The organism is Aquipluma nitroreducens, from assembly GCF_009689585.1.
Taxonomy (GTDB): Bacteria; Bacteroidota; Bacteroidia; order Bacteroidales; family Prolixibacteraceae; genus Aquipluma; species Aquipluma nitroreducens.
Map to the genome: position 1 here is coordinate 3,322,514 of NZ_AP018694.1, position 21,675 is coordinate 3,344,188.

At 42.0% G+C, this 21,675-nt stretch carries 20 protein-coding genes; 15 read left to right on the forward strand and 5 right to left on the reverse strand.

Annotation, left to right across the window (positions count from 1 at the left end):
* Positions 1–2: 2 nt before the first annotated feature.
* The gene (locus tag AQPE_RS13910) at positions 3–434 is read right to left on the reverse strand and encodes a SufE family protein (RefSeq protein ID WP_318347106.1); all 432 of its coding nucleotides are present in this window, start codon (positions 432–434) and stop codon (positions 3–5) included.
* 265 nt (positions 435–699) lie between these two features.
* Here AQPE_RS13910 and rbr point away from each other — a divergent pair, with 265 nt between their 5' ends.
* Positions 700–1,275, forward strand: coding sequence for a rubrerythrin (gene rbr / locus AQPE_RS13915; RefSeq protein WP_318347107.1), 576 nt, complete (start codon positions 700–702; stop codon positions 1,273–1,275).
* A gap of 73 nt (positions 1,276–1,348) precedes the next feature.
* On the opposite strand, the gene AQPE_RS13920 is transcribed toward rbr, so the two are convergent.
* A complete protein-coding gene (locus AQPE_RS13920; RefSeq protein ID WP_404800983.1) occupies positions 1,349–2,566 on the reverse strand; it encodes an aminotransferase class V-fold PLP-dependent enzyme in 1,218 nt (405 codons plus the stop codon).
* A gap of 196 nt (positions 2,567–2,762) precedes the next feature.
* On the opposite strand from AQPE_RS13920, the gene AQPE_RS13925 reads away from it, so the two are divergent.
* The 10 genes from AQPE_RS13925 to AQPE_RS13970 all read left to right on the forward strand — a co-directional run bounded on the left by AQPE_RS13925 (position 2,763) and on the right by AQPE_RS13970 (position 15,463).
* Positions 2,763–4,133 carry a C1 family peptidase gene (locus AQPE_RS13925; RefSeq protein ID WP_318347109.1) on the forward strand — a complete coding sequence of 457 codons (1,371 nt, stop codon included), beginning with the start codon at positions 2,763–2,765 and terminating at the stop codon, positions 4,131–4,133.
* Positions 4,134–4,208: 75 nt separating this feature from the next.
* Positions 4,209–5,708 carry an ATP-binding cassette domain-containing protein gene (locus AQPE_RS13930; RefSeq protein ID WP_318347110.1) on the forward strand — a complete coding sequence of 500 codons (1,500 nt, stop codon included), beginning with the start codon at positions 4,209–4,211 and terminating at the stop codon, positions 5,706–5,708.
* A 70-nt stretch (positions 5,709–5,778) separates the two neighbouring features.
* Positions 5,779–6,645 carry a diaminopimelate epimerase gene (gene dapF, locus AQPE_RS13935; protein WP_318347111.1) on the forward strand — a complete coding sequence of 289 codons (867 nt, stop codon included), beginning with the start codon at positions 5,779–5,781 and terminating at the stop codon, positions 6,643–6,645.
* A 40-nt stretch (positions 6,646–6,685) separates the two neighbouring features.
* The gene (locus tag AQPE_RS13940) at positions 6,686–7,951 is read left to right on the forward strand and encodes a diaminopimelate decarboxylase family protein (protein WP_318347112.1); all 1,266 of its coding nucleotides are present in this window, start codon (positions 6,686–6,688) and stop codon (positions 7,949–7,951) included.
* A 101-nt stretch (positions 7,952–8,052) separates the two neighbouring features.
* Positions 8,053–9,171 (forward strand): glycosyltransferase family 4 protein, encoded by a 1,119-nt coding sequence (locus AQPE_RS13945; RefSeq protein ID WP_318347113.1) that lies wholly within the window; start codon positions 8,053–8,055, stop codon positions 9,169–9,171.
* Positions 9,168–9,731, forward strand: a complete 564-nt coding sequence (locus AQPE_RS13950; RefSeq protein ID WP_318347114.1) for an L-threonylcarbamoyladenylate synthase — start codon at positions 9,168–9,170, stop codon at positions 9,729–9,731. The genes AQPE_RS13945 and AQPE_RS13950 overlap by 4 nt, the downstream gene beginning before the upstream one ends.
* A 101-nt stretch (positions 9,732–9,832) precedes the next feature.
* Positions 9,833–10,744: an RluA family pseudouridine synthase gene (locus AQPE_RS13955; RefSeq protein ID WP_318347115.1), complete on the forward strand. Its 912-nt coding sequence runs from the start codon at positions 9,833–9,835 to the stop codon at positions 10,742–10,744.
* An 81-nt stretch (positions 10,745–10,825) separates the two neighbouring features.
* Positions 10,826–11,389 carry a manganese efflux pump MntP gene (locus AQPE_RS13960; protein WP_318347116.1) on the forward strand — a complete coding sequence of 188 codons (564 nt, stop codon included), beginning with the start codon at positions 10,826–10,828 and terminating at the stop codon, positions 11,387–11,389.
* A 159-nt stretch (positions 11,390–11,548) separates the two neighbouring features.
* A complete protein-coding gene (locus AQPE_RS13965) occupies positions 11,549–13,342 on the forward strand; it encodes a histidine kinase N-terminal 7TM domain-containing protein (protein WP_318347117.1) in 1,794 nt (597 codons plus the stop codon).
* A gap of 111 nt (positions 13,343–13,453) precedes the next feature.
* On the forward strand, positions 13,454–15,463 hold the full coding sequence (locus tag AQPE_RS13970; protein WP_318347118.1) for a cation:proton antiporter domain-containing protein: 2,010 nt from the start codon (positions 13,454–13,456) through the stop codon (positions 15,461–15,463).
* Positions 15,464–15,525: 62 nt separating this feature from the next.
* Here AQPE_RS13970 and AQPE_RS13975 read toward each other — a convergent pair whose 3' ends face one another.
* Together AQPE_RS13975 and AQPE_RS13980 are read right to left on the reverse strand one after the other, a co-directional pair.
* On the reverse strand, positions 15,526–17,424 hold the full coding sequence (locus AQPE_RS13975; protein WP_318347119.1) for an amidophosphoribosyltransferase: 1,899 nt from the start codon (positions 17,422–17,424) through the stop codon (positions 15,526–15,528).
* Complete coding sequence (locus tag AQPE_RS13980) at positions 17,421–17,915, reverse strand: SPOR domain-containing protein (RefSeq protein WP_318347120.1); 495 nt, start codon at positions 17,913–17,915, stop codon at positions 17,421–17,423. Before AQPE_RS13980 ends, AQPE_RS13975 begins: the two co-directional genes overlap by 4 nt.
* A gap of 370 nt (positions 17,916–18,285) precedes the next feature.
* Here AQPE_RS13980 and miaB point away from each other — a divergent pair, with 370 nt between their 5' ends.
* Together miaB and AQPE_RS13990 are read left to right on the forward strand one after the other, a co-directional pair.
* Positions 18,286–19,614 (forward strand): tRNA (N6-isopentenyl adenosine(37)-C2)-methylthiotransferase MiaB, encoded by a 1,329-nt coding sequence (miaB, locus tag AQPE_RS13985; RefSeq protein ID WP_318347121.1) that lies wholly within the window; start codon positions 18,286–18,288, stop codon positions 19,612–19,614.
* Between the two features lie 95 nt (positions 19,615–19,709).
* Positions 19,710–20,054, forward strand: coding sequence for a carboxymuconolactone decarboxylase family protein (locus AQPE_RS13990; protein WP_318347122.1), 345 nt, complete (start codon positions 19,710–19,712; stop codon positions 20,052–20,054).
* Positions 20,055–20,114: 60 nt separating this feature from the next.
* Here the strand turns inward: AQPE_RS13990 and yjjX are convergent, their stop codons facing one another.
* On the reverse strand, positions 20,115–20,642 hold the full coding sequence (gene yjjX / locus AQPE_RS13995; protein WP_318347123.1) for an inosine/xanthosine triphosphatase: 528 nt from the start codon (positions 20,640–20,642) through the stop codon (positions 20,115–20,117).
* Positions 20,643–20,781: 139 nt separating this feature from the next.
* On the opposite strand from yjjX, the gene AQPE_RS14000 reads away from it, so the two are divergent.
* Both AQPE_RS14000 and AQPE_RS14005 read left to right on the forward strand, forming a co-directional pair.
* Entirely contained in the window at positions 20,782–21,231 is a 450-nt protein-coding gene (locus AQPE_RS14000) for a GNAT family N-acetyltransferase (protein ID WP_318347124.1), read from the forward strand.
* A gap of 31 nt (positions 21,232–21,262) precedes the next feature.
* Entirely contained in the window at positions 21,263–21,661 is a 399-nt protein-coding gene (locus AQPE_RS14005; protein WP_318347125.1) for a GNAT family N-acetyltransferase, read from the forward strand.
* The last annotated feature ends 14 nt before the right edge of the window (positions 21,662–21,675 follow it).

Sequence of the window (21,675 nt, forward strand, 5' to 3'; positions counted from 1 at the left end):
GCTCATTCTCCTTTTTCTGAAATTCTGTTATATGCAACAGCATAGAGTTTAATTTGTTTGATCATCGAAAGCAATCCATTTGACCTTGTTGGCGAAAGATGCTGTTTCAGGCCGATTTCGTCGACAAAGAAAAGTTCGTTGTTCAATATTTCTTCAGGTGTCCGGTTCGATACTACCCGTAATAACAGGGCGACCAATCCCTTTACAATTACAGCGTCACTTTCGCCCCTGAAAACGATTTTCCCGTCAACAAAGTCGGAAACCAACCAGACCCTCGACTGGCAACCTTTGATCAGGAATTGATCCGTTTTGTCTTTCGGATCCAAATCCTTCAGGTCGTTTCCCAATTCGATCAGGTAACTGTATTTATCCATCCAGTCATCGTAGACCGAAAATTCTTCGATAATCTCTTTCTGTATCTCGTTTATTGTCATGGACTAAAGCTTAAAGGATGCAAATGTCGTTATTTTTTAATTTCCTGCAAAAATATATTTGTCGACCTTGTGAATACTTAAGAAAGCTTAACAAATTGGTCAGTTTGCTGACTTGAAGGAACTTAATTTTTTATTTTGGATGAATTCCTTTCAAAACTACTTTTGAATGAGTCTAAATAGTCTAAAATTCTTTTTCACGCCTGATTAATTTGTATTTTTAGGAGATAGTTCAGTAAAAAATAAACAACAATAAAATGATTAATCTATGGAAACATTAGCTGGATCACAAACTGAAAAAAATCTACTAAAAGCCTTTGCAGGAGAATCGCAGGCCCGCAATCGTTACGATTATTTTGCCAAGGTAGCAATGAAAGAGGGATTGGAGCAAATTGCTGCATTATTCGAAGAAACTGCCTTGAACGAACGTTCGCATGCTAAGCAGTTTTTTAAACATCTGGAAGGTCGTCCAGTTGAAATCACGGCCACTTATCCCGCCGGAAAGATTGGCACAACACTCGAAAACCTGAAAGCTGCAGCCGATGGTGAAAACGAAGAATGGACTGAATTGTATCCTGAATTTGCCCGTATTGCCGACGAAGAAGGATTCAAACGGATTGCATTGCTTTTCCGATCGATTGCCAAGGTTGAACAAGCGCATGAGAAGCGTTACCGGAAGTTGTATGAAAACCTCGAAGAAGGTAAAGTTTTTAAACGCGAAGGCAAAGTTGTTTGGAAATGCCGTGTTTGCGGATTCCTGCACGAATCAACCACTCCACCATTGAAATGCCCGGTTTGCGAACATCCTCAGGCTTATTTCGAAATTGAAGCTGAGAATTATTAGTGTGTGTATAGTCTTCTAAATAAAAGAGCTTGATTCAGGATCGAATCAAGCTCTTTTATTTTTGCCGGTGGTGTTAAAACATGGCGATTACCTTTTTCAAGGCTTCAACAAATACATCAATCTCTTCTTTGGTATTGTAAACAGCAAACGAAGCGCGAACCGTTCCCTGAATGTCGAAATGGTCCATCAGCGGATCGGCGCAATGATGACCTGTCCGGACGGCAATTCCAAACTTATCGAGCATGGTTCCCAAATCGAAGAAATGTATGCCTTCAACATTGAACGAAATTACACCCGATTTTAGCGCTTGTATGCCGTAAATCCGCAAACCCGGGATCACAATTAATTTTGATGTGGCATACTCGAGCAATTCATGCTCCCATGAAGCCAGATTTTCAAGGCCAATACTTAGCAAATAATCGATGGCCGCACCAAATGCAATTACATCACTAATGTTTGGTGTTCCGGCCTCAAATTTATAAGGTAACTCGTTGTATGTTGTTCCTGAAAATTTCACTTCCGAAATCATTTCTCCACCGCCCTGGTAAGGTGGCATTTGTTCGAGCAACTCCTTTTTCCCATACAACACACCAACGCCGTTGGGGCCGTACATTTTGTGGGCTGAAAAAGCATAAAAGTCAACATCCAAATCCTGAACGTCGATTTGCCGGTGGGGCGCTGCCTGCGCGCCATCCACAAAAATGCGGATGTCTTTTGTGTGAGCTATTCGAGCAATCGTTGCTACCGGATTAATTGTTCCCAAAACATTCGAAACATGTGCGACAGCAATCAATTTGGTTTTTGGCGTGATTAATTGGTCGAGTTTTTCAATTTGCAAACGTCCGTCATCATCAATCGGGAGCATCACAATTTTGGCGCCTTTTCGGCCAGCCATCAGTTGCCACGGAACAATATTCGAATGGTGTTCCATTTCCGAAACGATAATTTCATCCCCTTCCCGAACAAAGGCTTCACCAAACGAAAAGGCTGCCAGATTGATGCTTTCAGTAGTTCCTTTGGTGAAAATAATTTGTTCACGGCTTTCTGCATTGATCAGGTTTTTCACCTTTTCGCGGGTTTCTTCATAGGCAGCGGTGGCTTTGTCGGCCATGAAATGCGCTCCACGGTGAATGTTTCCGTAGTATTCGGTGTAAGTTTGGTTCAGTGCATCAATAACCTGCTGCGGGCGTTGCGTTGTTGCCGCATTGTCGAAATAAACCAGTTGCCGCTTGTAGATTTTTTGATCCAGAATAGGAAAATCTTCGCGTATTTTTTGAATTTCTATCGTCATTTTCGTTTGTTTTGGGTACTTCATGAAGTGCCGCTAATCCGTTTCAAATATAACAGAATTAAACAAAGGATATTCTTGTCCGGATTTTCTGTTTGATGCAATTGCTTAATCTTCCTATAACTTTTTTGTAAAAATCCTTTCCACAAAAGATTATTGGTTATTTTTATCGTGCTTAAAAATTAAAAGGTCAATTGATATGAGGGGGATTTTATTATTTATTGGAATTCTGGCTACAGGAAGCCTGTTGGCACAAGAAATTTCTAAACCTGAAATGGACAAAATCAGGTCAGGATTTAAAAAGGACGCCTACACCAAGGCGATGCAAAATGCGCTTTCGTCAAACGACATAAGCAAGCTGGCATGGAATCGTGATAATGTGGGAACAACCGACCAGTTATTTACTTACCGGGTCGATGTTTCAGGAATAACAGACCAGAAAAGTTCGGGACGTTGCTGGATGTTTTCTTCGTTAAACCTTTTCCGTCCGATGGCGATGAAACAATTCAACCTGGCAGAATTCGAGTTTTCTGAAACTTACCTGTATTTCTACGATTTGCTCGAAAAAGCCAATCTCTTCCTGAATAATATGGAAAATTCGGCCAATCTGCCGATCGAAAACGAAAAGGTTCGTTGGTATTTGAAATCACCTGTTGACGATGGTGGGCAGTGGATTAACTTTGTGAACCTGGCCAATAAATACGGAATGGTTCCCAAAGAAACGATGGGTGAAACCAATTCGAGCGAAAACACTTCGCTTTTGACCAGGTTCATCAACACTAAATTGCGTGAAGATGCGATTGAAATCCGCGAACTGAAAAATGTCAAAGCCGATCCGAAGAAGTTGGCAGCCCGCAAAACTGAGATGCTTTCGGAAATTTACCGGATGTTGGCGCTCAATCTGGGCGAGCCTCCAACCGAGTTTCAATGGAGGTATAAAAACAAGGACAAAAAGATTGCTGATGTAAAAACATATACGCCTCAGAGTTTCATGGCCGATGTTTTTGGCGACACCAAACTCGAAGATTATGTGATGATTATGAATGATCCATCTCGTCCGTTCTGGAAACATTACGAAGTGGAGAATTATCGCAACACCGAAGAAGGGAAAAACTGGCACTATGTAAATCTTCCGAACGATGTGATTAAAGAATTTTGTATTGCTTCGATCAAAAACAATGAAGCGCTTTATGCATCGTGCGATGTGGGCAAACAATTGCGTCGCGATGTTGGGATTCTGGATGTTGATAATTTCGATTACGAATCGGTTTACGGTGTGAAGTTCGGCATGAACAAAGCACAACGAATTGAAACCGGCGAAAGCGGTTCGAGCCACGGTATGGCCTTGATTGCTGTGGATGTTGATGCACAACAAAAGCCTGTTAAATGGCAGTTCGAAAATAGTTGGGGGCCAACAGCCGGAGAGAAAGGCTATCTCACCTTTACCGATGCGTGGTTTAACGAATACATGTTCCGGTTTGTGGTGAATAAGAAATATTTGACAGCCAAAGTTCTTGAAATCTACGGTCAGAAACCCGAAATGCTTCCTCCCTGGGATCCAATGTTCTAACGAATATATTCCTGATCCGATGACCCAAAATCATCGGATCAGTTTTTATAAGAAATTTCAATCTTAAATTTTTGGATGAATTCAATTGAATTTAAACATATTTCTTTTAAAACTGACGACAAAACGATTCTGAAAGATATTTCGTTTGATTTGCCAGAAGGTCATTCCATGGCTATTGTTGGCCCATCGGGTTGCGGAAAAACAACGTTGGGAAGATTGATCGCACAAAAACTGATTCCTTCTTCAGGCGAGATTCTGTTTCCTGAAGGTGCGGTTTGCCAAATGGTGGAGCAGCAGGATAATTTTATGACGGTTTCCCGCATCGGATCGAGTTATTATGGCCAACGATACGAAAATCAGGGGATGGATGAAGCCCCTTCGGTACAGTCGTTTTTGCAACAAACAACTTCCGATGTCGATTGGGTAATGCTGTTGATGGATATTGCTCATCTGAAGAACAGCAAGTTGATGCAGTTGAGTAACGGCGAACGTAAACGTACCCAATTGGCTGCTGCATTGCTCGAACATCCTGATTTGCTGGTACTCGATCAGCCTTTCGTTGGACTCGATGTTCTTTCGCGACAAAAACTGACCACGCAGATTGGCGAGTTACACCAATCGGGGAAGGCCATTGTTTTGATTTGTGATCCGCTGCATCTTCCGGAGCAAATGGATTGGGTACTTGTGCTTGGAAATGGGCGATTGGTTCAGTGGGTTCGGCGAGCCGATTATATTCCGGAACGACTGGTGGAAGATGCACCTGAAACAATGGAACACAGTTTTGCTGAATTGCAGGTTTCGTCGGAAGATCAGTTTGAATTTGCGGTAAAGATGAACGCGGTAAATGTTGTTCACGGCGAACGCGAAATCCTGAAAAATATCAATTGGACGGTGCGAAAAGGAGAGCGTTGGGCGCTGATGGGACCAAATGGTGCAGGAAAAACAACTTTACTTAGCCTGATTACGGCCGATAATCCGCAGGGATATGTGAACGACTTGACTCTTTTTGACCGGAAACGTGGCAGTGGCGAAAGCATTTGGGATATTAAAAAGCGAATTGGCTATGTTTCTCCTGAACTCCACCTGTATTTTTTGCGTGGAAAGGGTATTTTCAATACCATTCCTGGATTGGAAAAATCAATTTCTTCCGGCGGTAACTCGCTTCGTTGCGATGAGGTGATTACTTCCGGCTTTAACGATCAGATTGGGTTTTCGTCATCGAACAGCGATTATCAGAAAAAAGCGGTAAAGGCCTGGTTCCCAATTCTACAGTTGGAACATTTGTCCGATAGCCGGTTTGCTGATGCCTCGCTGAGCGAACAACGTTTGTTGCTTTTGGCTCGCGCCTTGGTGAAGATGCCTTCACTTCTGATTTTGGATGAACCTTGTCAGGGGCTCGACTCGCATCAAATACGCCGTTTTACCCGAATGCTCGACGTGATTTGCTCTCATTTGGAAACAACGGTGATTTATGTAACCCATTATCCGGAAGAAATTCCACAATCTGTGACCAAATTGCTGCAACTCGAAAATGGGCAAGTGAAATTTTGTGGGTCATTTTTTCCGGAATCGTAAAAATCAGTTCAGGGAGAACCAATCTAAATTAAAACTGTTCTACCTTTGCTCAGGAACAAAAACTCTTCTTATGCAAAACTTTTTTGTCAAATCACACGGGCTCGGAAACGACTATTTTGTTTTGAACGAGGCCGAACTTTCCTTTAAGCTGAATGAAAAAAACATCCAGTTGCTTTGCGATGTACATTATGGAATCGGATCAGATGGAATTCTCCTGAAAGTGCCTTCCGATAAAGCAGACTTTGGTTTGAAAATATACAATCCTGATGGATCGGAAGCCGAAAAGAGTGGAAACGGATTGCGTATTTTCGCGAAATACCTGTACGATTATAGTCATACTTCAGGTAAAAAATTCACCATCGAAACGCTTGGTGGAATTGTAACTGCTGAAGTGACCCGCGAAACTAAGGGAATTGCCAGTCAGGTGAAAGTTGATATGGGAAAAGCCATTTTTGATTCGCACCAGATTCCGGTTACTTGCGATTCGCCAGAATGCCTGGATCATCCGCTGAATATAGTTGACGAAACCTACCTGATTAACTGTGTGTCAGTTGGGAATCCGCATTGTGTTATTCTTCGCGATCGACTGGTTGAAGGTGAAATATTGAAACATGGTTCAGAAATTGAGAACCATCCCATGTTTCCGCACCGGATTAATGTTCAGTTTGCCAAAGTAATTTCGCGTAACGAGGTGGAAATTCTAATTTGGGAGCGAGGTGCCGGTTACACGCTGGCCTCCGGGAGTTCGTCGTGCGCCGTAGCTGCTGTAATGGTAAAAAAAGGACTAACTGATCGGGTATTAAGCCTGAAAATGCCCGGAGGAACCCTTCACATTGAAATTGATGAAGATTGGAATATCCGCATGATTGGCGAAGTTCGCGAAATTGCTTCAGGCTATTTAAGTGATGAATTGATTGCAGATGCACTTTGTTTGTAAAAATCTGTAAATTTGCAGCATCAAAAAATAATAAATTGTAATGACAACGAAATACATTCCATTTTCTAAACCGCAGCTCGAAAAAATCATTGAGCAATATCCAACTCCTTTTCATATTTACGATGAGAAAGGAATACGTGAATACGCCCGGAAATTCACCAAAGCATTTTCCTGGAATTCAGGATTCAAAGAATATTATGCCATCAAATCGGCTCCAAACCCGTATTTGATGAAAATCATGCGCGAAGAGGGCTTCGGTATTGATTGCAGTTCGTATGCCGAATTAGTGATTGCCGAAAAGTTAGGCATGTCGGGCGACGAAATCATGTTCACATCAAACGATACCCCAGCCTACGAATATAAAAAAGCCATTGAGCTCGGAGCAATCATCAATCTCGACGATATTTCACACATCGAATACCTCGAAAAGAATGTAGGTTTGCCTTCGTTGGTTTGCTTCCGTTATAATCCGGGGTCGTTGAAAGAAGGAAATACCATTATTGGTCATCCGGAAGAAGCTAAATATGGTTTTACCCGCGAACAATTGTTCGAAGGCTACCAAATGCTGAAAGACAAAGGTGTAACGCGTTTTGGACTTCATACCATGGTTGCGTCCAACGAATTGGATGCTGCGTATTTTGTGGAGACCGCTCAGATTCTTTTCGATCTGATTGTGGAAATCAAACAAAAAGTTGGTATTCAAATTGAGTTTGCTAATCTTGGCGGAGGTATCGGAATTCCATACCGTCCAACCGAACAACCTGTTGATTTGGATTTTATGAGCCAGGGAATTAAGAAGTTGTATCAGGAAAAGATTGAAGCCAATGGACTTGCTCCACTTCGGGTTTATTTCGAATCGGGAAGAGCCATGACCGGTCCATTTGGATATTTGGTTTCAACGGTACTTCACATTAAAAAAACATACAAGCAATACGCCGGACTTGATTCGAGTATGGCGAACCTCATGCGTCCGGCTCTTTACGGGTCGTACCACCACATTACGGTGATGGGCAAGGAATACGAGCCACTCGATCAGGTTTACGATGTAACCGGCTCGCTTTGCGAAAACAACGATAAATTTGCCATTAACCGTAAATTGCCAAAGGTTGAATCAGGTGACATTGTGGTGATTCACGACACTGGGGCGCACGGGCATGCCATGGGTTTCAACTACAACGGCAAATTGCGCTCGGCCGAATTGCTGATACGCGAAAACGGAGAAGTTGTACAGATTCGCCGTGCCGAAACACTCAACGATTATTTTGCAACTTTGGATTTTGGCGGACTGAGCGATTTTAAGGTTTAGTAAATCCAAAATATTTAGGAAGAGGAAAGGATGTCAGAATTGCGTTTTGGCATCCTTTTTCATATATTTATGAAGCGCTTTTGACTATTAATTGAACTTTCATGAGAATCGGATTTGATGCCAAGCGAGCTTTTAATAATGCTGCCGGTCTGGGAAATTTCAGCCGCAACTCCATTCGTGCGCTTTCACGTCAATTCCCCAACGACCGGTATTTTCTTTTTCATCCGGGCAATTCGAACCCACTTTTTAAGGCTCCGGTTAACTCTTCAGAAATTAAACCAAGGAGTATTTTGTGGAAGACACTGAAGTTTGGATGGCGAAGTTTTCGGGTAGGTGAGTTAGCTAAAAAACTTGATCTCGATATTTATCATGGATTAAGTCATGAACTGCCAATCTGGATCGAAAATTCAAACATCAAGACGGTAGTTACCATACACGATCTGATTTATCTTCGTTATCCGGAATATTATCACCGGATTGACCGAAAGATTTACGATCAGAAATTTAGACGAGCCTGTAAAGTAGCTACTTGCATTCATGCCATTTCGGAACAAACCAAGCAGGATTTGATGACCTATTTTTTCATTCCTGAAGACAAAATAAAAGTTATTTACCAGTCGATTAATCCTGTTTTTTTTGAACGTATTGATGACGAAAAAAAGCTTGAATTACGGAAAAAATATCAATTGCCAGCTAAATTTATACTTTCGGTTGGAACTGTTGAACCTCGAAAAAATTTATTGGGATTACTCGAAGGAATGGTTCAGTCAAAGGCATATGTTCCGCTTGTTGTTGTTGGTAAACTGACTGATTATCAGCTAAAAGTTCAGAAATTTATTGAGGCAGATCTTAATCGCCTGGAGGTGTTTTTTCTGTCGCAAATTCCTGATGATGAGCTTGCCGTAATTTACCAAATGGCAGAGGTTATGGTCTATCCTTCATTTTTCGAAGGATTTGGTCTTCCGGTCGCGGAAGCACAGGCGTCAGGATGTCCTGTAATTACATCCCATACAAGTAGTTTGCCCGAAGTTGGTGGTGACGCTGCTTTGTATATTAATCCGTTGAGGCCTGAAGCGATAGGGAACGCTCTTACAACGATTTTGTCGGATGCTACCTTGCGCGAGTCGCTTGTTGCTAAGGGATTAATCAATGCTCAACGTTATACTCCGGCAAATTTTGCCCGACAATTAAAACATCTTTATAACACGATTGCTGAATGATTGAAGATATTAAAGCTGCACTCGATGTGTTGCAAAAAGGAGGCGTAATTTTATATCCTACCGATACGATTTGGGGGATTGGCTGTGATGCCTGTAACGAAGAAGCGGTAAAAAAGGTGTATGCCATTAAAAACAGGATCGACTCGAAAAGCATGCTCGTTTTAATGGAAAATGCTGCACTTATAGAACGCTATGTGACAGAAATTCCGGATGTTGCCTACGATTTAATCGAATTGACAGACAAACCACTTACCATTATTTTTGATGGCGCCAGATCGTTGGCAAAAAACCTGATTGCTGAAGATGGAAGTATTGGCATTCGGATTACAACAGAGAAGTTTAGCAGTGAACTGATTCGCCGGTTTAAACGTCCGATCGTTTCCACATCGGCCAACATCAGCGGAAAACCTTCACCTTCTTGTTTCGACGAAATTGAATCTGAGATTATTGATGCTGTTGACTATGTGGTGAAATATCGTCAGGATGATTTGCAAAAGTCAGTTCCATCGGGGATCATCAAACTCGGACGGAGTGGGGAAATCAAGATAATCAGGGAATAAATAATTAAGCAGTAATAACTCATAGTGTTCAAATAATGTTACGTGATGCGGGTTGCGAGTTTCGCGACAACCCGTAACCCGTAACCCGTAACAATTTATAAATGAAATACCCACAAAAGAAGATCGGTTTTAACCCGACTAAGCTGAAGGAAGTTGCAGTGAAAGTCTCTGAAACGACCGAACTGATGAAATTTTTGATCGAGAAATTTCCGGAGAAAAGCCGAACTGCAATCAAATCGATGCTGGCTCACAAGCAAGTAACTGTTGGTGATTTAGTAACTACCCAGTTCGACTTTCCACTCAAACGTGGTCAAATGGTCTTTCTCAACAAAAAAAAATCGGAAGAGAAGCCGAGGTTCAGAGGAATGCGGATTGTACACGAAGATGCTGATCTTATTGTAATTGAAAAGGGTAGTGGCCTGCTTTCGATAGCTACCGATAAAGAAAAGGTAAAAACAGCCTATAGCATGTTAAGTGAATATGTGAAAAGGTTCGATCCTAAGAATTTGATTTTCATCGTCCATCGGCTCGACCGCGATACTTCCGGATTAATGATGTTTGCCAAAAGCAAAAAGGTACAGGAAGCGTTGCAAAAGGATTGGAACGAATCAATTATTGAGCGATCTTACGTGGTTGTCGTTGAGGGAGTTGTTGAAAAGGCAGAAGGAACTGTCACTTCGTGGCTCAAGGAGAATAAAGCGCTTGTAATGTATTCGAGTCAAAATCCGGAAGACGGGCAAAAGGCAGTTACCCATTACAAAGTACTTAAAACCGATAAACAATTTTCGTTGCTGGAAGTGAAACTTGAAACCGGTCGCAAAAATCAGATTCGTGTACACATGAAAGATTTAGGTTTCCCGGTAACAGGCGACAAAAAATATGGTGCCAAACTAAATCCTATCGGACAAATGGGGCTGCATGCACGCGTCTTAGCTTTTAAACATCCGGTAACGGGAAGAATGCTTCGCTTCGATACACCCATTCCCGGTAAATTTCTGAAAGCTATCAGGTAGAAACAAAAGATTCATTTTTGACACGGCATTCTTTTACGAGGATGCTATTTTTTATAGTTTTGTCGCTCAATCATTTGCTGAATGGAGATTTTAACTGTCCTTTTGCTGGCCATCGGGTTATCGTTCGATTCATTTGCTGTATCAGTGTGCAGCGGATTAAATCTGCCTCACATCCGATTTTTTCAGGCTGCAAAAATTGCCATATTTCTCGCTTTGTTTCAGGCTTTTATGCCATTAATTGGCTGGCTGGTGGGAAATAGTATGAAATCGTTGATAGAACCTGTTGATCATTGGATCGCCTTTGGACTTTTGAGCCTGATTGGTGGGAAAATGATTATCGAAAGTCTGATCAGTTCTGAAGAAAGGGAAATTAAGAATCCACTTCACATCAAGGTAATCCTCACACTATCAGTCGCTACCAGTATCGATGCGCTGGCCGTTGGATTCAGTTTTTCAACCATTCTGGATAAAATTTTGTTCGCCGTTGTGGTTATTGGTGTGGTCACATTTATCGCGTCGATGCTTGGAATTTTATTAGGGAAGAAAACCGGGCCGAAAATAAACAAGTATGCCGAGATTCTTGGGGGGGCGATCCTAATCATTATAGGCGTGAAGATATTAATTGAGCATTTACTTGTCAATTAGTTGATCCATAGTCTGATAGGTTTTTCTACATTCTTATTCACCCTGTTTTAAGCTAAAAAACATAACCTCCCAATTTTGATTTCTCTTCATCTTCGGCATTATTTTCTATTTTCGCATGCGCATTTATCGATGATGATTTTTGTGTAATGACAGTGGCCTATGAGTAACATGGAACCGAATATTGACAACTATATCATTACCCCTCTTTTTCTGCTTCTGTTGATTGGTGGTTTAATTGGCGTTGTCACGTTCTTTTTCCTGCTTCGGTTTCGCAAAACTCCAGGAGTTAAATATTGGCTGGTATGGCAAATTGCAGCATCAATTTGGGCATTTACTTATGCTTTCGAGTTTGCAGCCACCAACATTGAAACCAAGATATTGTGGTCGAAATTCTCATACTTTGGCATTGTTTATGGTCCGGTTGCCTTCTTGCTTTTCTCATTATCTCTTTCTTCAAAATTCAGGTTGTTGCAAAAAAAATATGTAATCCTGTTTTTTGCACTGGCTACTTTGTTTATCTTATTCCCGTTTACCAACGATTACCACCATCTTCACTGGATAAGTTATGGGGTAAATCCTGAAACCAATGCAACCGACTATGTTTATGGCCCTTTGTTTTGGATCATGATGGGCTTTGCTTACATCGCCTTAATTTCAGGAATTGTCAATATTCTGACACTCTATTTCAAACTTTCAGGATACTATAAACGGCAGATTGCCTTACTTTTTATTACCTCGCTTCTTCCATTGACTGGAAATATAATGTATGTCTTTCATTTAAATCCCTTGCCCGGATTCGATTGGACACCATTTTCTTTTCTTCTTACAGGAATTCTTATTGCCATCAATATCTCACAGTTTAAGATGTTTGATTTGGTTCCCTTTGCCCGAAATAAGTTGTTTGAAGTGTTACCTGATGCAATTCTGATTGTAGATAATCGCAAGCGGATTGCTGATTTTAACCCTGCAATGAAAAGACTCATCGAGATTGACGATCAGAAAATTATTGGGGAAAGTGTGGATGAAATTTTCCCGAAATGGAAGAAGATGATCCGAAAAATCATGGAGGTTTCTGATTTCCAAACCATCGTTTCGCAAGTGATAGATGGCAAGATTTGTTATTTCGATTTGAGTTCATTAACTCTTTCTGATTATGACAATCACAATGATGGAAGGCTGATTGTTTTGAAAGACGTAACTCGTCGGATAAGAGCCGATGAAGAAATTACAGAAACACACATTAATCTAATCAATGAAATTCAGGAAAAAGAAAAGCTGATTCATGATCTGGATGCCTTCTCGCATACTGTTGCTCATGATTTGAAAGGCATGTTGGGCGCTATCGTTTCAGCTAGTAGCATCATAAAGACTGGATTCGGCGATATGTCCAGAGATGAACTTCTGGAAATAAATGACCTGATTGGTCAATCGGCCACGAAGACCATACAAATTACGAATGAATTGCTGACATTGGCTTCGGTTCGTGATCAGGAAATTAAAATGACGACTGTTAACATGCAGACTGTAGTTCAGGAGGCTATGTTTCGATTGAAGGATGTAATCAGCGACAATGAAGCCGAAATAATTCTTCCGGAGTCGTGGCCTGAAGCTTTAGGTTACGAAGCCTGGCTGGAGGAAGTGTGGTTGAACTACATCAGCAATGCCATCAAATACGGTGGAATTCCTCCCTGTATTCAGATTGGAAGTGATATTTTGCCGGATAACCGGGTTAAATTCTGGATCAAGGATAATGGCGTAGGGCTTTCGGCAGATGATATTGATTTGCTCTTTACTAAGTTTACCCGTTTAGATACCTTGCGGGCCGAGGGTCATGGCTTGGGGCTTTCTATCGTAAAACGGATTATGGAAAAATTAGATGGAGAAGTGGGTGTTGAAAGTGAAAATATTCCTGGCCAGGGTAGTACATTCTATTTCATTCTGCCAATGCGATAAGTGCACGAAACACAAGGTTACGCGAAAATATTCCGGCAATTCTACCAAAGAAATAACCCTTTGCTAACAAAAACATGATGAACATTTGCTGAAGTTCTAGTAAATTGCGACATGGAACTTGCTATTTTAACAGATATCGTCATTATTTTCGCTTTTTCGACAGCGGTAAACTACCTGTTTACCAAAATCAGGATACCAACCATTATCGGTTATCTGCTTACCGGAATTGTTGTTGGGCCTTCGCTGCTGTCTATTATCCAGTCTCCGCACGAGATTGAGTTTATGGCCGAGATCGGTATCATTTTACTCATGTTTACCATTGGGCTCGAATTTTCGCTCAATCACCTGATCAAAATCCGGAACATTGTTTTCTTTGGTGGTTTTATCCAACTGGTTTTTACTGCGGGTGTGACGGCTTTATTTGCCCACATGTACAACATGAGTTGGGGCTCTGCCGTTTTCGTCGGTTTCCTGACCGCCTTGAGTAGCACCGCGTTGGTTTTAAAAATCCTTCAGGAGCGAGGCGAACTCACTTCAAACTATGGGCGCACAGTGGTAGGTATTCTTATTTTTCAGGATATTATTTTGATTCCTTTGATTTTATTCACGCCAATGCTGGGCGGACAGACCGCCGATGTCGGAATGAAGTTAATTGGAATGGGAAGTAAAACACTATTTATGGGCGCTTTGGTTTACCTTGGGAACCGTTGGATCATGCCCCGGGTGTTGCACCTGATTGCCCTGACCAAAAATCAGGAATTGTTCCTGATGAGCATTTTACTGGTTTGTCTTGCCGTCGCTTTATTGACTTCAGAATTAGGAATGTCGCTGGCTTTTGGCGCTTTTTTAGGCGGTTTGATGATTTCCCGGTCTGAATACAGTCAGGATGCTTTTAGTCACTTGATCCCCTTTAAAGATACATTCACGAGTTTCTTTTTTGTTTCAATCGGTATGTTGCTCGATTTGAGTTTTGTTATCGATAATATCGGATTAGTTTTAGCAACCGTTCTTTTGGTGATTGCCATCAAAATGGTGGTGGCCGGTGGAACTGCATTTCTGCTGGGGCATACGTTCCGGGGTACAGTTGTTGTTGGATTGGCGATGGCTCAAATCGGAGAATTTTCATTTATTCTGGCAAAAACAGGTCAGACTTACCAAATCCTAACTGATTATTATTACCAGTTATTTTTATCCGTTACAATTGTTTCCATGGCTGCCTCTCCATTCCTGATTATGATTTCAAAGCCTGCGGCGAACATCTTGCTAAAACTGCCGATTCCGGATATTCTGGTAAAAGGGATCTTCCCACTTAAGGAAATTGAGGTGCCAGCTATGCAGAACCATATTGTATTGATTGGCAAAGATTCCCGTTCGCTCAATCTTTCGCGAATGGCCAGTCAAATGAAACTACCATACGTGTCGATTATTTTTGATGCGGCAGCAGCGCGTGCCCGGCAGATGAAAGGTGAAATGGTGGTTTACGGAGATGCAATGAACGAACCCATTCTCCATAAAGCATACATAGAATTTGCCGAAATTGTGGTCGTCAGTATTGGCGATGCCATCACGGCCATCGGGGTTATCGAAAAAGTGCGCAGCCTGAATAAGCACGCTTACATCATGGTTCGGTCAAAGCATGTTTCGGATATCGAAGATTTGTATGAAATGGGCGCCGATCAGGTTATTCCTGAGGAGTTTAAGACTGCCATTGAAATGTTTGAACGTATATTGAAGAAATTACTGATCCCAAAAGGTGAAATTGAATCGGCCATTTCGCACATTCGCGATGATAATTATGGAATTTTCAGGGAAAAAGAAGAAAATAGCACGTTTACACTGACCGATGAAATTCCGGATATTGAAATAGTAGCGTTGAAGGCGAGTAACTACCCATTATTTCTGGGAAGTTCGCTAAAAGATCTCCAATTGCGAAAGGATTTTGGACTTACGGTGGTGGCAGCCAAAAGAGGCGAAAAGATATTTGAAAATCCGGGTTCAGGCTTTATTTTTGAAACGGATGATGTGGTTTACGTTCTGGGCAAACATGAAAAAATAGCACTGCTATCGGCACATTTTGACAAGCCTGATGAAGATAAATACCTCGTCAGCAGCTCCGTTTAATGTAACGATGCCTGAGTATCAAAGGCAAACCTGGAACCTGAAACTTTAAACCTGGAACTTCTTTAGTACGCTCTTCCGTCTTTGCCTTCCACGTAGTTGATGAACGAGGTGTTTACCACTTTGTTTCCGCCCGGAGTCGGATAGTTTCCGGTGAAATACCAGTCGCCGGTATCGTTGGGGCAAGCTTCGTGCAAATTTTCAATGGTTTGGTATATAATTTCCACTTCAGCATTACAGTCGTCAGGCTTCAGTAATTCAGCAATTTTGGCCGATACTTCTTCAGCCTTAAACTGCTTGTATATTTCTTTCACGTAGTTGACAATCTCTTCTTTCGGAAGGTTTTCCTGCTCTTTACACTTACGGTAAACCTCATCAATCACATGCGTCTGGTTGGTATCTTTCAGTAACTCGATGGTGGCATTAAAAGCAATAAACTTATCGAGCACAGCCATATCGATTCCGTAACAATCGGGGTAGCGAATCTGCGGCGCTGAGGAGACAACAATAATTTTCTTTGGATGCAAACGATCCAGAATTTTCAGGATACTTTTCTTCAGAGTCGTACCGCGCACAATTGAATCATCGATAATGACCAACGTATCCTTATCGTTTTTGATAATACCATAAGTTACATCATAAACGTGGGCAACCAAATCGTCGCGACTGGCATCATCGGCAATAAAAGTACGCAATTTCACGTCTTTGATGGCCAATTTCTCCACACGCGGTTCAACCGACAGTACCTCAACCATTTCTTCGTTGGTTATGCTACCATTACGTTCGCGCAATTCCTTGATTTTCCAATCGACACAATACTGACGAACACCCTGAACCAAACCATAAAAAGCAGTTTCAGAAGTATTTGGAATAAATGAAAAAACAGTATTCTCGATGTCGTAATTAATTGATTTCAGGATGGCAGGCGACAACAAACGACCCAATGTTTTTCGCTCCTGATAAATATCTTTGTCGCTCCCACGCGAAAAATAGATGCGCTCGAACGAACACGACCGGCGCGTATGAGGAACACGGATCATTTTATTCGAAACCGATCCATCTTTTTTGATGATCAAAGCCTCGCCAGGTTTCACTTCGCTAACGTCATCAGCCCTCACATTCATCACGGTTTGAATCACCGGACGTTCTGAGGCAACCACTACAATTTCGTCGTCGTAATAATAAAACGCTGGGCGGATTCCCCACGGATCGCGCATCACAAAAGAATCGCCATGTCCAAACATTCCGGCAATGGCATAACCACCATCCCAGTCTTTGCTCGAATTTTCGAGTACTTTCTGCACGTCGAGATTTTTTTCGATCAGTGGCGAAATATCACGGTTCGAATAACCTTCGTTTTTATAATTCCTGAAGTGCAACTGATTTTCTTCATCGAGGAAATGACCTACTTTTTCGAGAACAGTTACTGTATCGGTATAAGCTTTTGGGTGTTGGCCCAAAGCAATCAGTTTGCGGAAAAGCTCGTCAGTATTGGTTAAATTAAAGTTTCCGGCCAATACCAGAGTCCTCGATTTCCAGTTGTTCTGACGCATCACCGGATGCACAAATTCGATGCTGTTTCGTCCGAACGTTCCGTAGCGCAAATGCCCGAGGTAAACTTCGCCCGAGAAAGGTACATTTTCGTATATCCAACGGATGTCGGCGTTTTTAGGTTTATTTTTCTCTGCTTTTTTAATTCCTTTGGCAACTTTATCGAACACATTTTTGATCGGGTTTTCTTCAATCGAGCGATGACGGTTGATATACTCCTGACCCGGTTCAAGTTCCATTTTTACGTTCACAATTCCGGCGCCGTCCTGCCCACGATTGTGCTGTTTCTCCATCAGCAAATACAGCTTATTCAGGCCATATTGCCAGGTGCCGTACTTTTCCTTGTAATACTCAAGTGGTTTACGTAAACGTATCAATGCAATCCCACACTCATGTTTAATCAATTCGCTCATTGTTCTTCGTTTTGCTCTACACTTTCTGTAAATAGTTCGGGAAATCGGATATTATCTTTTACAATAAAGGCATTCGGGTATTTCGAAGCAATGTAGGCTTTGGTTTTCAAAGCTTCACTTTTGTTTCTGAAATCGCCGATCCGCACTTTAAAATTGGGGGTTTGAAATAACATATAGCTTGCAATGTCAGGAAAAACAAGGTTAAATTCGTTTTTTACCCTCACTGCCTGTTCGCGTGCTTTATTCTCGGAACTAAAAAAAATCTCCAGCCGAAAGCCTTCTGTTCCGTTACGTCTTTGATTGATTTGGTTGTGCCGTATGAGCATGTCAGTTATTCGAGGGTCCTGCCTCACTGGCAATTTTCCGAGAAAATCTTCCAGATTTGCAGCCTGATTTGAGATGCCAGAATTTATTCCAAGTGTATCGGTTTGAGCATATCCCAGCGAGCTGAGAAGAACAAAAATGAAGATTACACTACACAAATACCTCATACGATCAGTTTTTGAGTGAGCAAATATAAGATTTTAATAGAACAACTTCGTTAGGTGTTTTGATTTCGATGCAAACAATTTCGACATTGAATTGGCTGTTAAGATACTGATTGTATTTGCTTTAAAACTAATTTAAGTGCAAATAAAATTTAAAAATCAGGAACTCCGGATTGTATTTTTTTACTGAATGTTAAATTTTTGTTTTCCCTTCGACAAGCTCAGGGAACGGTTCTCCCATTTCCTTATTCCAGACTTCCGTCTCCAGTCTCCTGTCTTCCGTCTTCGGTCTTCTGACTTCGGTCTCCTTTTTTTGTTCTCTTGCTTATTCCTGAAAAATAGTGAAATTTGCAGGCTCAAAATCGAATACAAATTGGAAAAGAAAAAATTATTCCTTGAAACCTATGGCTGCCAGATGAATGTGGCCGACAGCGAAGTGGTTGCAGCCATCCTTCAGGACAGAAGTTACGAGGTGGTTGAAAAAGCCGATGGCGCCGATGCCATTTTCTTAAACACCTGTTCGGTACGCGATAACGCAGAGCAACGTATCTGGCATCGTCTCGATTATTTTAAGAGCCTGAAGAAAAAGAATAAGAAACTGATTGTTGGCGTATTGGGCTGCATGGCCGAACGCATTGGCGACGAATTATTGGCTCACCCTTCTGTCGATTTGGTTGCAGGACCAGATGCTTACCGCGATCTTCCTTTCCTAATCGACAAAGCACAAAAGGGAACCGAAGCCATCAATGTTGAACTTTCGGAGAACGAGACTTACGATAAAATTACACCAGTCCGAATTGGCGAGAAAACGCTTTCCGGATTTGTAAGCATTACACGTGGATGCAACAATTTCTGCACCTATTGCATTGTTCCTTACACTCGTGGCCGCGAACGAAGCCGCGATCCGCAGGACATTGTGAACGAAGTGCGAGACCTGGCACAAAAAGGCTACCGCGAAGTGACTTTGCTTGGTCAAAACGTGAACTCGTACAAATGGCTGCCTGAAGGCGAACGCAAGCCAGTCCGTTTTTGGGATTTGATTGAACTGGTTGCCGAAGTTGATCCGTTGGTGCGAATACGTTTTACCACCTCGCACCCCAAAGATATGTCGGATAAAGTATTGAAGGCGATTGCCAAACATCCGAACCTATGCCGCCACATCCATTTGCCGCTTCAGTCGGGCAGTTCGCGCATCCTGAAGCTGATGAACCGCAAATATGACCGCGAATGGTACCTTGATCGCATTCGTGCTATCCGCGAGATTTTACCTGATTGTGGTTTGAGTACCGACGTTTTCTGCGGTTTCTGCACCGAAACATTGGAAGACCACCAAGAAACACTTTCGTTGATGGAGGAAGTGAAATTTGACATGGCGTTCATGTTTAAATATTCGGAGCGTCCCGGAACTTATGCGCATGAACATTTAGCCGACGATGTTCCGGAAGAAGAAAAACTCCGGAGACTCGACGAAATCATTCAGCTTCACAACCGGTTGTCGCTCGAAAGCAATAAACGAGATATCGGTAAAACGTTTGAAGTGCTGGTGGAAGGAACTTCGAAGAAAAGCAAAGAAGAACTTTTTGGAAGGACATCGCAAAATAAGGTGATTGTTTTTCCGGCGAAAGATTTCCAGAAAGGCGATTACGTGATGGTGAAAGTGCTAAGATGCACGCAGACCACGCTGATTGGCACTGCTGTATAATAAATTGTTGCGAGATACGAGTTACGGGTTAACTCGGAACCCGAATCCCGCAACTCGGAACGAACTCATAATTCATAACTCATAACTTCTCAGACATGGGCAAACTAATTGACGATTTTAACAGCTACCGCGAGAAAATGAACGAAAAGATTCTGGCGGCCGACAACAAAGTAATGAAACGCATTTACAGTGTTGACACGCTGACTTACCAGGATGGCGCGCTAAGTTCGAAAACGAAGGAAATGCTCGGACTGGCGACTTCGATGGTGTTGCGATGCGACGATTGTGTGAAATATCATTTGGGGAAATGTTATGACTTGGGTGTTACAACCGCAGAAGTATTCGAAATATTCTCGGTAGCTAATCTGGTGGGCGGAACCATCGTAATTCCTCATACACGCCGAGCTGTGGAATATTGGGAAGAATTGCTGAATCAGTAGAAGAAAATCAGCTCCCCGTCAGCTAAAGCAGACGGCAAAGGATATTCTCGCCATTGCATTTTACGAATACAATTCCGAATTCAGGAAAGGAATAAATGCCATTTGAACGGCAGGCAGGTAAAGCGATTTACGGGTAATTGCATCGTGCGTTAATAAGCCGATGGCGCCATTTTGTTGCTTCGAATTACTTTTCCTGAAAACCACATCGTCGGCATGGCCCAATTCCATTCCCTCGTGAACCAATTTAGCCACTTCAGGAGGAAGGAAGAAACTTGCCGTACGTGCTTTTCCAATCTTTTCACCATTACTGATTATCATCCAGGCAAAAGCCATCAACCCGGAAGAGTGTGGCTCAACTCCACCTTCCAGTCCAATGTAATAATCGTATCCGGGAAACAGGTTCATGGCCCGCATCACCCGATTCGAGGCTCCTTTTAACGTTTCAACTTCGCTCATGGGTTGATCTGAAACACCACTTTCAACTGAAACGCCAATCAGTTCAACTTCTTCGCTGATTAATGCCGCCAATCCGTCTCTGACGGCTTCTATTTTTACCGGATTTTTCGATGCAACAACAATTCTTATCATATCTGGAGAATCAAATTTTCGTGCAAATTACAAAAAACGCAAATGAACATACAAGGATCTTTCAGGTTTTATGTCTGGGTAAATTCAGGAGAGCAAAACTAATTTTGTAATTTAGCCCGTCAAATCAAACAACGAACAAATGATCATCAGACAAGCAAAAGAATCGGATTCGGCAAGCATTGTAGAATTTCAATTGGCCATGGCTTGGGAGACCGAGGAACTCCAACTCGACGAACCAACAGTTATAAAAGGTGTAGCAGCCGTTTTTGAAGATCCGGCAAAAGGCATTTATTATGTAGCCGAAACGGAAGGAAAGGTTGTTGGCTCGCTGCTCACCACTTTCGAATGGAGCGACTGGCGCAATGGAACAGTACTTTGGATTCAATCGGTTTATGTACGGCCCGAATATCGTAAACGAAGCATCTTCAGCAAGCTTTACAAACACATTCAGGAAAAAGTAAACGGTAATCGTGATTTACGGGGCATTCGGTTGTATGCCGACAAGACCAACATTCTGGCGCACGGAGTTTACGAACATCTGGGAATGACTGCCGAACATTACCAAATGTTTGAGTGGATGAAAGGTTGAAGCTGAACCCTGTCATAATATTTACAAGAATATGGAAATAACTTATCGACTTGATTTTACTCCTGAAACCACATTGATTATTGATTTATACAACAGTTCAGGAATAAACCGGCCAACTTCCGACAGCAAACGAATCGCCGAGATGTACGCAAATTCAAATTTAGTTGTCACCGCCTGGGAAGAAGACAAGCTTGTTGGAATAGCACGTTCGCTGACTGATTTTTGCTACTGCTGTTATTTATCAGACTTGGCGGTAAGAAAAGAATATCAAAAGTACGGTATCGGGAAAAAACTAATTGCATTGACCAAAGAAAAAATTGGACACCAAACCATGCTTCTACTGCTTGCTGCGCCTTCAGCAATGGATTATTACCCTAAAGTAGGCTTTCAGAAAGTGAATAATGGGTTTATTATTAATCGGACAGAGTAATGAATGCTGTAAAA